This is a genomic window from Leifsonia sp. 563 (genome assembly GCF_040545055.1).
Taxonomy (GTDB): Bacteria; Actinomycetota; Actinomycetes; order Actinomycetales; family Microbacteriaceae; genus Leifsonia.
On the sequence record NZ_JBEPLE010000001.1, the window covers coordinates 438382 to 451145 of the forward strand.

Below are 12764 nucleotides of genomic sequence, written 5' to 3' on the forward strand. Positions count from 1 at the left end.
CATCCACGTGCGGGCGAGGAGATGGGTATGGTGCTGAAGTGCGACTGAAACTGACTCTCGCCCGCCCGTCCGGCAGCAGCGATGACATCGTCGTCACCGCCGACGCCGCCGCCAGCATCGCCGAGGTCGCCTCGACCGTGGCGCGGATCGATCCGCGGCGCACCGGACCGGTCGCCGCGCCAGGCGCGCTGACGCTCCGCGCCCAGCTCCCCGGACAGGCCGATCCGCTCGTCCTGCCGCCGGACGCCCCGGTCGGGGAGGCCTGGATCGGCAGCGGTGCGACGGTCGCGCTGGCCGACGCCGGCCTCCACTACGTCTCCCCCGAACTCGGCGACGTGCCGGTCGTCGCGACGCTGCGGGTGCTCAGCGGTCCGCAGGAGGGCACGGAGTTCCCTCTGCGCGCCGGGACCACTGTGCTCGGTCGCGACGAGTCGTGCGACATCGTGCTGCAGGATCCCCTCGTCTCGAAGCGTCACGTGCGGTTCGAGGCGGGCGACGGCGTCGAGGTCGTCGACCTGGGCTCGGCGAACGGTGTCGTCGTCGACGGCGGGCTGGTGACCCGGTTCACCGTGCGGCGGTCGGAGACACTGCTGCTCGGCGACACCGAGGTGGAGCTCGAGGTGAAGTCGGACTCCGAGCTGCCGGCGGCTCCGCCCACCGCGGGCCCGGTGTTCTTCAACCGGTCGCCGCGCGTCGAGCGGCGATACTCCGGGCAGGTCTTCCAGGCGCCCGAGGTGCCGGGCGAGAAGGACGACCCGCCCTTCCCCCTGCTCGCCATGATCACGCCGCTGCTGCTCGGCGGCGCGATGTTCTTCCTCACGCACAACCCGACCAGCCTGCTCTTCGTGCTGCTGTCGCCGGTGATGCTCGTCGGCAACTACATCAGCGGCCGCACCCGCGGCAAGCGGAAGCTCAAGAAGCAGATCGCGCTGTTCGAGCAGCGGCTCGAGGCGCTCTCCAGCAAGCTGGAGCAGGAGCGCACCACGGAGGTCGAGCTGCGCCAGGCGGAGACGCCGACCACCGCGGACGCCCTCGCCGAGGCGGTCCGCCGCGGTCCGCTGCTCTGGACGCGGCGCCCGGAGCACTGGTCGTTCCTCAACCTGCAGCTGGGCCGCGGCACCATGCGCTCGCGGAACACCGTGCAGGCCGTCGACCGGGGCGAGCTGATCGTCGAGTTCCAGGAGCGCCTCGACACGGTCATCGCCGACAACGCCCTGGTCGAGGACGTCCCGGTGCTCGACAACCTGTACGAGTCCGGGGCGCTCGGCATCGCCGGACCGACGGACCTCGTCGCGGGATCGGTGAACTCGGTGCTCGTCCAGCTCACCGCCCTGCACTCCCCCTCCGAGCTGGCGGTCGCCGCCCTCGTCTCACCGCGGTGGTCGCGCGAGCTCGGCTGGCTGAAGTGGATGCCGCACACGTCGTCCCCGCACAGCCCGCTGGCCGGCGCTCACCTCGCCGACAGCGCATCCTCGGCCGCCGGCGTGCTGAGCTCGCTCGAGGGCCTCGTCGAGGAACGCCTCGCGGCCGCGAAGGCCGGCCCGCAGCGGCGTGGTGCCATGGAGCAGGAGAGCGCCGCCCTCGAGCGCGGCGCGGAGGTCGGCCGCTCGCAGACCAGCAACGGGACGCCGTCGCCGGTCCCGGCCGTGATCGTCGTCATCTCCGACGACGTCGCCGTCGACCGCGCCCGCCTCGTGCAGCTCGCGGAGGCGGCGGCCGACGCCGGAGTCTTCCCGGTGTGGATCTCGGACGACGTCGACCGGCTCCCGGCCGTCTGCCGCACGTTCCTTCAGCACACCGACCAGCCGCACCGCGCGCGGGCCGGTTTCGTCCGCATCGGCGAGACGGTGGAGGACGTCGTCACCGAGCCGGTCAGCGCCGCGACCGCGCTCGACTACGCCAAGCGGATGGCCCCCGTCATCGACGCCGGAGCCCTCGTCGCCGACGCCAGCGACCTGCCGCGCTCCGTGTCGCTGGTGACGCTGCTCGGACACGAGCTGGCCGAGTCGTCGAGTGCGGTGGTCGACCGCTGGCGGCAGAACGCCTCCATCCACGACCGCACCGCCGGCGCGAAGCCCACGCGACGCCGCCCCGGCACGCTGCGCGCGACCATCGGGTCGGCCGGCGTCGATGCCATGCACCTCGACCTGCGCACGCAGGGACCGCACGCCCTCGTCGGAGGCACCACCGGCGCCGGCAAGAGCGAATTCCTGCAGGCGTGGGTGCTTGGGATGGCCGCCGAGTACAGCCCCGACCGGGTCACCTTCCTCTTCGTGGACTACAAGGGCGGGTCCGCGTTCGCCGACTGCGTCAGCCTCCCGCACTGCGTGGGCCTCGTCACCGACCTGAGCCCGCACCTGGTGCGCCGTGCGCTCACCAGCCTCCGCGCCGAGCTGCACTACCGCGAGCACCTGCTCAACCGGAAGAAGGCGAAGGATCTGCTGGAGCTGGAGAAGCGCGGCGACCCGGACAGCCCGCCCGCGCTCGTGCTCGTCATCGACGAGTTCGCCGCGCTGGTCGGCGAGGTGCCGGAGTTCGTCGACGGCGTCGTCGACATCGCCCAGCGCGGACGCTCGCTCGGCATCCACCTCATCATGGCGACGCAGCGGCCGGCGGGTGTCATCAAGGACAACCTCCGCGCCAACACCAACCTCCGCATCGCGCTGCGCATGGCCGACGAGTCCGACAGCCAGGACGTGGTGGGCGTCGCCGACGCCGCGCATTTCGACCCGAGCATCCCCGGCCGCGGAATGGCGAAGACCGGTCCAGGCCGTCTCGTGCGGTTCCAGTCGGCCTACGCGGGCGGCTGGACCACCCGCGAGCCCGAGCGGGCGGGCGTCGAGGTCGCCGAGCTCCGCTTCGGCGGCGAGGTGCGCTGGGAGGAGGAGCGGCCCGCCGAGGAGCCGGAGCGCGACCTCGGCCCCACGGACCAGCAGCGGATGGTCGCCGCGATCGTGCGCGCGCAGTCGGCGGCGCACATCCCGGCTCCCCGCCGTCCGTGGCTCGACGAACTCGCCGCCGCCTACGACCTCGGGCTGCTGCGGCAGCGCACCGACGCGGAACTGCTGCTCGGTGTCGCCGACATCCCCGACCGCCAGGAGCAGCGTCCCGTCTACTTCCAGCCCGATGTCGACGGCAACCTCGCCGTCTACGGCACCGGCGGCTCCGGCAAGTCCACGGTGCTCCGCACCCTCGCCTCCGCCGCCGCGATCACTCCGCGCGGCGGCCCGGTGCACGTCTACGGTCTGGACTTCGGCGCCGGCAGCCTGCGGATGCTGGAGAAGCTCCCGCATGTCGGGTCGATCATCCCCGGCGACGACCCGGAGCGCATCATCCGGCTGTTCCGGATGCTGAAGGAGACGCTCGAGGACCGCGGCCCGCGCTTCGCCGAAGCGAACGCGTCCAACATCACGGAGTACCGGTCGCTGACCGGCCGCCAGGAGGAGCCGCGCATCCTGCTTCTCGTCGACGGCTTCCCCAGCTTCCGCGAGGACTTCGAGATCCCGGCCGGGCGGTCGCAATGGTACGACGTGTTCCGCGACCTGCTGGCCGACGGCCGGCGGCTCGGGATGCACGTGGCGCTGACCGGCGACCGTGCCGGCGCCGTCCCCACCGCGATCGGCTCGCTCGTGCAGCGCCGCGTCGTGCTGCGTCTGGCGGACGACGGGTACGGGATGCTCGACGTGCCCAGCGACATCCTCTCGCCCGCCTCCCCTCCAGGCCGCGGGATCGTCGACGGCTACGAGACGCAGATCGCCGTGCTCGGCGGGTCGCGTGCCGTCGCGGACCAGTCGGAGGCCGTCCGTCGTCTCGCGGAGGCGATGGAGCGCGCCGGCATCCCGGAGGCGCCCGTCGTCGGCTCGATGCCGAAGGAGCTGGACCCCGCATCCCTTCCGGACGGCGTCGGCGGACTGCCCGTGCTCGGCATCGGCGACATCGACCTCGGCCCGCTCGGCTTCGAGCCATCGGGGACGCTGCTGGTCGCCGGTCCCCCGGCCAGCGGTCGCACGACCGCACTGGCGGCGGTGGCGGATGCGGTGGCGCGCTTCGACGCCGAGACGCGGCTGTACTACGTGGGAAGCGCCCGGTCTCCGCTCTCCGGGTCGAGCCTGTGGACGGACCGAGCGCTCACGCCGGCGGACGCCGCCGAGCTCGCGAAGGACCTCGCCGTCGCCATCGCCGACCCGGACACCGAGGGGCGGATCGCGGTGTTCGTCGAGAGCATCGGCGACTTCCTGCAGACGCCCGCCGACTCCCCCATCGTGGAGCTGATCCGCGCCATCCGACGCAGCGATCACCTGCTCGTCGCGGAGGCGGAGTCGAGCGCGTGGGGCACGTCGTGGCCGCTGCTCGGCGAGGTGAAGAACGGCCGGCGCGGGCTGCTGCTGCAGCCGGACTCGGTCGAGGGCGACATCCTGCTGAAGACGCCGCTGCCGCGCCTGAACCGGTCCGAGTTCCCTCCGGGACGCGGTGTGTTCATCCAGAAGGGCGGCTTCACGCGGGTTCAGGTGCCGCTGGTGGATGCGTCCCTCCCGGCGCGCGTCCGTGTCTGACCCGGTCGGGCAGGCCTACTCCTCGTCGTCGCCCTCCCACGGCCAGCGCGGTCGCCCGCGCTGCCGGAAGCGTCCGACGAGCACCAGCTGGTAGAGCAGCGTCACCGCGAACGCCAGGACCGCGATCGTGATGGCGGGCCAGCGCAGGAGCTGGGCGAACGCGAACAGGAAGTAGTGGAACGGGTCGTTCGGGTCGCCGGCCGCACCGGCGATACCGCCCGCGGCGATGAACACGGCATAGCAGGCGACCCCGACGCCGAACGCGACACCGGGCGAGACCCGCTGGCGTTCGGCCGGGACACGCGTCCCGAGCACGATGAGGAACACCAGCAGCATGACCGCCGACGCCACCACCATGACGGGGCCGACCAGCGGCCCGACGTCCGGGTCGGCGACGACATCGCTGTCGGTCGCGAGGGAGACCAGGCCGAACGCGGCGACGACCAGAGCGAGGTACAGCCCCGTCGCGAAGAAGGCGACGACGGTTGCGTAGACGCGCTCGTCACGCATGGTCGGCTGCGGGCCCTCCCGGTCAGTACCCCTGCTGCGCGTAGGCGGCGACGGCCTGGTTCTGGGCGTCGGCGACCTGCTGGTCGTAGTCGGCCTGCGCCTCGGCGTTGCGCGCCTTCAGCTTGCGACCGCGGGCGGCGAGCCACGCGCCCGTCCAGATCGACACCTCGCGGGCGATCACGCCGGCGAGGACGGCGAGGGGGCTCACCCAGGCGCTGCGCATGAGGATCGCGAACTCCTCGGAGTTGCGGAGCCAGTACTGGGCATCGATCAGGCCGGCACCGATGTAGACGAAGTACACGAACACCGCGACGAACAGGCCGCCGAGGATGTAGGCCCACCAGCGCGCGCGGTTCAGGATCTGGATGAGCACGACCATCCCGATGAAGAACGCCACGACCGGCGCCCAACCGCGGATCCCGAACGCGCGACCACCCGTGAAGAACTCGAGGAGCGCCGGGCCGAACTCGTTGCTCGGCGTCAGCAGCGACCCCACGATGAGCACGGCGCCGGCCCACAGGATGGCGAACGCGACGGTGCCGACGAGGGCGATGAGGATGCCGACGCCGCGGTTGCTCTTCTTCTTCGGCGGCTCGGGGCGCGTGAGGTAGATCGGGGCGACCGGCTGCGGGCCGGGGGCGGTGGTGGCCGCGGCCGGTGCGTCCGGCGGGACGCTGCCATACGCGGTCGTTGCGGTGTCGCCCTGGCTCAGAGTGGCGGCTTCGGCTGCGACGATCACCGGAGTGGCCGACTCGACAGGTGAGGCGGTGTCGACCGTCGCGTCGCCCGCGGCGGTCGCTCCCGGTTGCGGGCTGTTACGGGCGATGGCTGCTGCCACGTCGTCATCGCTCGCGACGACCGGCTCCGGCTCGGCGATCGCGGCGGGACGCTGCGGCTCGGCCGGCGCGACGGCCACGGGGTCTGCCTCCTGCTCGGCGTCGTCTGCGGGACGGTTGAGGTGACCACGCGCCGAAACGGGATTCGACGGCGGCTCGACGACCTGTGCTCCCGTGTCCGTGGCGGGCTCTGCAGCGGCGGACGCGGCGGGTGCGGTCGCGGGTGCGCCGGCCTGCTCGGCGGCCGCCTGCTCGGACTCCGGCCGTGTGTCGTCCGGCCCCGGCTCGTAGGTCGCGCGCTTCGGCGCGTCCGGCGTGTCGCTCATCCTGGCTCCTCCATCGGCCCGGCGGGCCCGTTGCGCCCACTGTAGCAACGGGGGTGGCCGAGACCGGGGAGGCGGGACCGGGGGTGCTACTTCTGGGCTGGAGCGGTCGTCGGGCTCGATGGGGTGACGGCGAAGATCAGGCCGGTGATCGTCGCGCTTTCCATCCCTGCGGCCAGCGCGCTCGTCGAACTCGTCGTGCCGGAGGTGGATGAGGTCGTGATCCCGCTCACGAGGAACAGCCGCTTGCCATGCTGCAGGCCCTCCACGAAGGCGAGCGTCTGCGCATAAGTGCCCCTGACCGTCAAGGTGACCGCCAGAGATGAGAAGTTCGCCGCAGTGATCTTCGGGCTCGTCACCGGAGGCATCCCGGGGGCCGGCGTCGGGTCCGCGGTCGGCGTCGGCGCCGGTGTCGCCGCCGGGGTCGGCGTGGCTGTCGGCGTGGGCGCGGGGCTCGCTGCACCGCCCGCAGGAGCCGGAGCGGACACGGGCTCGTACGGTTTCGCGTCCGCGACGGTGATCCCTGCGACGATGACGCCCGCGGCCCCGCCGATGGCGTCGACCTCGTCGACGAAGGCGTCGGCGGCCGCATCGCTCGGCACGGACTGCGAGAGTTCGGCGAGTTGCCCGTTCAACTCGTCCATGCTGGCGTAATCCTTCTTCAGCTTCTCGAGTGTCGCCTCCTGCGTCGCATTCAGCGTCTGCACGTCCAGGCGCTGAAGGCTGGCGGAGGCCGCGCTCGCCAGCTGGGGAGAGATCCCCAGGAACCAGCCGAGCGCCAGAACGACCGCCATGACGAGCACCGAGCCGATGATCCACAACTTGTTCTTGTCCATGGTCACTTCTCCGTGTTCTGCTTCGTCGAGAAGCGGTTCGAGAACGCCTTCTCGTCGACGTGCATGGTGATCGTCACGGTGTAGGTGCCGCTGGAATCGAGGTTCACCGAGTCGGGGAGCGCGTCCGCGTACCCCGGCAGCGTCTTCAGCGCGATCAGCCAGGAGGGGACCTCCGGGAGGGACGGGCTCTGCGCGGTGAAGACGATGGTCGCGACGCGGGGTCCCTGCAGGGATGCGGTCGACTGCGGATAGAGCTCGATCGGGGTCGACGAGTCCACAGCCACTCCGGTGATCGTGACGTTCGGCGGGAGCGTGGCCTGCACCTTCTGGAGGTACGGAGTCCAGGCGATCTCCGTCGAGGCTCCCACCTCCTGGGCGGTCTTGATGAGGTCGAGTTGCTGCTGGACGGCGCGCACCTTGACGTATTGGAGCTGTTGTTTGAGCAGCTGTTGGGTCGTCGCCTGCTCCGCGGCGAGGTCGCGCTGTGCCGAGACGGCGAGGGCACCGGCGCCCAGGATGCCGAGCACGGTCAGGGCGATGACCGCAACGACTCCGAGGAGGAGGCGACTGCGGATCACCGCAGCCTTGCGGTCAGCGAGCACCTCGGGCGGAAGCAGATGCACGCGCGGCTCCGCGCCGACGGCGACACCGTCCCGACGGCCGGACCCGCTGGAACGCGGCGTCCCTCCGGCGGTATCCCCCACCTTCCTGCGGCCGTTGCGGCCGGGCTTCGCACCCGGCGTGCTCGTGGAGCCTTCCGGACCCGAGCCCTTCGATGCGCGCCGGCCGGTGTCCTTGCGTTCGGCTGTCTGCGTCATGCTGCGCTCCCCACTGCGAGTCCCAGTGCTGCGCTGATGGCGACGCGATCGCGTCCGATGTCCCCGCCGGTCAGCTTGGGCGAAACCTTGACTGCAGCGAGCGCGTCGCCGAGCGTCACAGGAAGACCGGTCACTCGGCTGAGAGAGTCCGGGAGGCCGGCGAGGTACGATCCACCGCCGCTCAGGACGACCTGGCCGATCGCCTGGTCTGGTCGTGTGTTCGCGAAGAACGAGACGGTGTTGCGCAGGCTGTTGATCAGCTCGCCTGTTACGCGGTGGATGACCTCCGCACGGGGATGATCGCCCGGATCGACGTTGGTTACGAGCCCGAGCCGGCGCTTCGCTGCGTCGGCCTGAGCCGCGTCCATCCCGAGCTCGGAGACGAGCGCTCGGGTGACATCCTCGCCTCCTGCAGGGATGATGCGCACGAACTGCGGCACGCCGTCTGCCGTCATCACCACGCTGGTGGTGTTCGCTCCGATGTCGATCAGGACCACACCGCCCCCGATCCCCGGCCGTGAGATGAGGACGCGGCTCACGGCGAAGGGGACGAGATCGACGTCGACGACCGTCAGGCCCGCGAGTTTCGCTGCGAGCACTTTGTTGGCGACGGCTTCTTTGACCGCCGCCACGAGCAGCCCCCGGATGCCCGGCGCACCGTGGTCCGTCACCGCTTCGGCGACGGGGTAGAAGTCGAGGACGGCGTCGGCCACCGGAACAGGGAGCATGTCCTGCACCTGGAAGGGCAGGGCCTCGCGGATGTGCTTGAGCGGCGCCCGGGGGACGATGAGCTCGCGCGCGAACACACGCTGATTGCCCACTCCGAGGACGACCCGCTTGGAGGTGAAGCCGCCCGTCTTCCACAGGTGCTTCAGCGTTTCCGCCACGGTGTTCGGCTCGATCACCTCACCGCGTTGCACCGCTCCGTCCGGAAGGACCGCCTGGTGGTACCTCAGCACGGTGGGGCGGGGCTTGTCGAAGTCCGCGACCTCCACGGCGCGGAGCACGTCGTTTCCGACGTCCACACCCACGATTCGAGAGACCATTGCGTTTCCCTTCTGACCACGCCGCCGGATCAGGCGATCCCGAGCAACGAAAGATACCCGTGCGCGATCGCGTCTCCGGCGACGATCCCCAGCCACGCTCCTGCGACCATCCACGGGCCGAACGGGATGCCGCTGCCTCGCGCGGCGCGGCGGGTCACAAGAAGCACCAGTCCGAACAGGCCGCCGAAGACGAAGCCGGCGAAGGCGCCGACGACGAGCTCGCCCCAGCCGAGGAACCCGAGGAAGAGACCGAGCACGCCCGCCAGCTTCACGTCGCCGAGGCCCATCCCACCGGGGCGCACCAGCGCGAGCGCGAGGTAGAGGACGAGCATCCCGCCCATGCCGATCGCCGCCCTGCCGAGCGCGGCGGGGTCGCCAAGAGCGAACGCAGCGCCGGTGAGCAGGACAGCGCCCACGGCGTAAGCGGGCAGGACGATCCGGTTCGGCAGTCGGTGGGTGTCGATGTCGATGAGCGCCAGCGCGATACTGATCGCCCCGAGGTACAGGAACGCGATCGATGCCAGGGCGGCGCCGAGCGCGTGGCTGTCCAGTTCGGCCGGGAAGCCCCAGCGCTCGAGCGCCCAGACGGTGATGCCGGCGAAGGCGAGTCCGGTGCCCAGTTCGACCAGGGGGTAGCGCGCCGAGATCGAGGCGCCGCAGTCGCGGCAGCGGCCGCGGAGGACCAGCCAGGAGACGACCGGGATGTTGTCGTACCCCCGGATGCGGGCACCGCACGAACCGCAGGCGCTCGGCGGCGCCACGATCGAGCGCCCCGCAGGGACGCGGAAGATCACGACGTTGAGGAACGACCCGATGAGCGATCCGAACAGGCCCAGGACGACGACCGGCATGTCAGCTGCCCCCTAGGTCGCGGTTCGAGATCAGAGATCCGGGCTGCGGACTCGTCAGGGTCGGGAGGGCGGCGCCGGTGTTGAGATCGTAGCCAGCGATCCCGACCTGATCGAAGGTGTAGATCGGATTGTTGATAACCGTGCTGAACGTGCCCGCGTAGATCTGTCCGTTCCACGTCAGGTTGTTCTTCGAAACCAGCGCGCACGGTGTGTAGAGCATCGCCTGCACGGCGTTGTCGGTGGAGATCACATCAGAGGCGGTCAAGTCGTTCTTCGCGACGAAGTCGTCTTGGTGGGTGGGGTCCGTCGCAGCGGGAGCGTAATTGCACGTCGGCTGGTGATCGGCCACGTTGTCCGGGGTGATGAACCAGAGGCGGTGGACGGCGGTGCTGGACGAGGTGAACGCCAGTTTGTTCGTTCCGCTGAAGTTGAACTGGTTGGCGAAGATGACCACGTCGCTGGTCAACGACACGGTCGTGTTGTTGTTCGCTGACGGACCGCCGACGCAGCCGAGCATGTTGATGATCACGGGCTTGCCCGGCTGAGTGCCCCCGAGGTTGCCTGTCGTGAAGCTGCACGGCACGTCGGCGGGAGCGACCTTCACCTGGAACGCTGCGCCCGTCGCATCCACCCAGTCGCTGGGCTTGTATGTGACGTCAACCCACGGCGGGACCGTCGGCACGGACCCCGACTGTGTGTAGGTCCCGGAGACTTTCGAGCCCGGGGGGTTCGGGAGGACCGCACCCGCGCTCAGGTTGCCGACAATCCGGCCGCTGCCGAGGTCTGCGGTGTTCTGCACCTTCACGTTGCCGTTAACTGTGCAGGTACCGCCGAAGGTGAGGTTGCCGTTGGGCGACGCTCCCCCGACCGTGAGATTCCCGTTGAACACGGAGTTGTTCTTGTTGCAGATCAGGTTGCCGTTCTGCACGACCAGCCCGCTGCTTTCGGACAGGTCGAAGCCGGAATTGGCCTCCACCTGGCCGCCGCTGTAGAGGTCGATGGACGTGCCGGATGGGGTGATTCCGGGGACCAGCCAGTTGAAGACGGCCTCGACCTTGCGTGCGTTGCCTGAGGTGTTGCCCGAGATTCCGGGCGCCTGCGGACTGCCGGTGGAGACGATCCGCACCCGGCTGGCACTGGAGGTCGGGCACCCGGCCTGCCACCCGGATCCGGCGTCGAATGAGACTGCAGCGGAATAGGCGAGCGTGCCCGTCGCCGTGTAGACGCCGGGGGTCGGCTGCGCTGAACAATTGCCGGGTGTGTATAACCCGGCTCGGGCCGCGGCGACACCCGCATCCGCTGCAGCGTGCGACTGCACGCCGGCGCGGGTGGAGGAGCTGAAGCCGTACGCCGACACGACCGAGGTGGCGATGAGGGTCGTGAGGATGATGCCCAAGATCATCACGCCCAGGACTGCGATCAGGGCGGAGCCGCGCTCGGGCTGGCGGTGTGCGCGGAGGAGTCGCGTGATCAGTAGCATGCCGGCGTCCCTGACGATCCTGCACGGCTGACGACCGTGCTGTTGATGGCGACGGGTCCGGCCCCGGACGACTGCCCGGTGAACCCGATCGCGAGGTTGGGGGTGGACCCGCTGAAGATCCCGGTGCCGATGTTGGGGTGGACGCCCTTGGTCAGCAGGGTCCAGGTGGGAAGCGTCGACGACGTCGGGACCGCGATCGCGGAGGGCGAGACGGTGTAGCGGATACTGCCGTCGGCGGCGGAGTAATACCAGGCGACGCACTGCCAGCTCAGAGTCGCGCCCCCCTTGGCGGTACGAGCGACCAGGAACTGATCGGTCCCGGAGGGAGAGGTCAGCATGAAGTCCGACGAGTTGCGGATCCCGCGCTCGACCGACTCGGCGGCGAGCTGTGCGGAGGTCGTCGTCGCGGTCATGGAGTTCACCGTCCTGGAGGTGGTGGAGAGGCTGGACATCATGGCGCCCACGACGGCGAGCACGAGCACCAGGATCATCGCGGCGATGACCAGTTCGACGAGGGTGAACCCGTCGTCGCTCGTGTCCTTCGCGGCGGCCATCTCAGGGTCCCGTCACGAAGACGAGCGTCTTCGCCGTGGCGAGCACCGCGCTGGTGTCGGTGCGGGTGACGGTGACCGAGACCTTCACCGTTGTGGGGTAACCGGTCGCCGTCGACGGGCATGTAGTGCCGACCGTGCGGACGGCCTTCAGCGGCACGTTCTGCGCCGTCGCGGCCGAGGTGGCCGCCGTGATGGAGCTGCACGCGGTGAGGCTGCGCACCTGCTCGATCTGCTGGTTGGCGAGCTGTGTAGCTGTGGCGAGGGAGGCGTTCTGGACCGAGACCCGGAGGCCCTGGACCAGGATCGGGATGAGGGCGACCGCGATCAGGCCGAGGAGGAACATGGCGACGAGGACCTCGGCGATGCCGAAGCCGCTTTCATCAGCGACTCGGACGATGCGATTGCTGGATGCCTGTGTACTGTTCATCTTCCACCTCCCTTCGGGTCGGATCGGGTGGGTCAGAACGGGAGAACGGGTGAGCCAACAACATGCTGTCGGCTCACCCGGCGGAGTTTTGTACTAGCAAGTCCCCTTGGCGGCCGACGTGGAGTCGGTGATCTTGTAGGTGTCGCCCGAGCCGCTCTTGCCCTGGATGCAGAACGTAGGGGGATTGGTGGTCGTGTCGGCCGTGTAGGCCACGTTGGTAGTGCCGCCAACGGTCGTCGGAATGTTGGCCGCGGTCTGGTCGGCTGGGAGCGTACCGTTGCTGTTCGTCTGAGCCGCCACCACCTGAGTCTTGAGATTCGTCAGGTCGGACTTCGTCGCGCTGTCCTTGGCGTTGTTCTGGATGCCCAGGTACACCGGGATGGCGATGGCGGCGAGGATGCCGATGATGATGACCACCACGAGGAGTTCGATCAGGGTGAAGCCCTTCTCGTTCTCCTCGAGCAGCCCCTGACGGCGGCGGTTCAGTTTGCCCATGATGCGGAAGTACATTGCGGTGTCCATTCGGTCGG

General features: G+C 70.0%; 11 protein-coding genes. 1 reads left to right on the top strand and 10 read right to left on the bottom strand.

Features of this window, described 5'->3' with window-relative positions:
- Window positions 1-38: 38 nt before the first annotated feature.
- Window positions 39-4553, top strand: coding sequence for a type VII secretion EssC family protein (locus ABIC47_RS02210; protein ID WP_354476763.1), 4515 nt, complete (start codon window positions 39-41; stop codon window positions 4551-4553).
- Between the two features lie 15 nt (window positions 4554-4568).
- Here ABIC47_RS02210 and ABIC47_RS02215 read toward each other — a convergent pair whose 3' ends face one another.
- The 10 genes from ABIC47_RS02215 to ABIC47_RS02260 all read right to left on the bottom strand — a co-directional run bounded on the left by ABIC47_RS02215 (window position 4569) and on the right by ABIC47_RS02260 (window position 12756).
- Window positions 4569-5063 (bottom strand): DUF6121 family protein, encoded by a 495-nt coding sequence (locus tag ABIC47_RS02215; protein ID WP_354476765.1) that lies wholly within the window; start codon window positions 5061-5063, stop codon window positions 4569-4571.
- Between the two features lie 22 nt (window positions 5064-5085).
- Window positions 5086-6225, bottom strand: a complete 1140-nt coding sequence (locus ABIC47_RS02220) for a hypothetical protein (protein WP_354476767.1) — start codon at window positions 6223-6225, stop codon at window positions 5086-5088.
- A gap of 86 nt (window positions 6226-6311) precedes the next feature.
- Window positions 6312-7058: a hypothetical protein gene (locus ABIC47_RS02225; protein WP_354476769.1), complete on the bottom strand. Its 747-nt coding sequence runs from the start codon at window positions 7056-7058 to the stop codon at window positions 6312-6314.
- A 2-nt stretch (window positions 7059-7060) separates the two neighbouring features.
- Complete coding sequence (locus tag ABIC47_RS02230) at window positions 7061-7876, bottom strand: hypothetical protein (RefSeq protein ID WP_354476771.1); 816 nt, start codon at window positions 7874-7876, stop codon at window positions 7061-7063.
- Complete coding sequence (gene pilM, locus ABIC47_RS02235; RefSeq protein WP_354476773.1) at window positions 7873-8922, bottom strand: type IV pilus assembly protein PilM; 1050 nt, start codon at window positions 8920-8922, stop codon at window positions 7873-7875. The genes ABIC47_RS02230 and pilM overlap by 4 nt, the downstream gene beginning before the upstream one ends.
- A gap of 29 nt (window positions 8923-8951) precedes the next feature.
- Complete coding sequence (locus ABIC47_RS02240; RefSeq protein ID WP_354476775.1) at window positions 8952-9773, bottom strand: prepilin peptidase; 822 nt, start codon at window positions 9771-9773, stop codon at window positions 8952-8954.
- A 1-nt stretch (window position 9774) separates the two neighbouring features.
- Window positions 9775-11253 (bottom strand): hypothetical protein, encoded by a 1479-nt coding sequence (locus tag ABIC47_RS02245; RefSeq protein ID WP_354476777.1) that lies wholly within the window; start codon window positions 11251-11253, stop codon window positions 9775-9777.
- Window positions 11244-11807 (bottom strand): PilW family protein, encoded by a 564-nt coding sequence (locus ABIC47_RS02250; protein WP_354476779.1) that lies wholly within the window; start codon window positions 11805-11807, stop codon window positions 11244-11246. The genes ABIC47_RS02245 and ABIC47_RS02250 overlap by 10 nt, the downstream gene beginning before the upstream one ends.
- Window position 11808: 1 nt before the next feature.
- On the bottom strand, window positions 11809-12234 hold the full coding sequence (locus ABIC47_RS02255; RefSeq protein WP_354476781.1) for a type IV pilus modification PilV family protein: 426 nt from the start codon (window positions 12232-12234) through the stop codon (window positions 11809-11811).
- Between the two features lie 93 nt (window positions 12235-12327).
- Window positions 12328-12756, bottom strand: coding sequence for a type II secretion system protein (locus ABIC47_RS02260; RefSeq protein ID WP_354476783.1), 429 nt, complete (start codon window positions 12754-12756; stop codon window positions 12328-12330).
- Window positions 12757-12764: the final 8 nt, after the last annotated feature.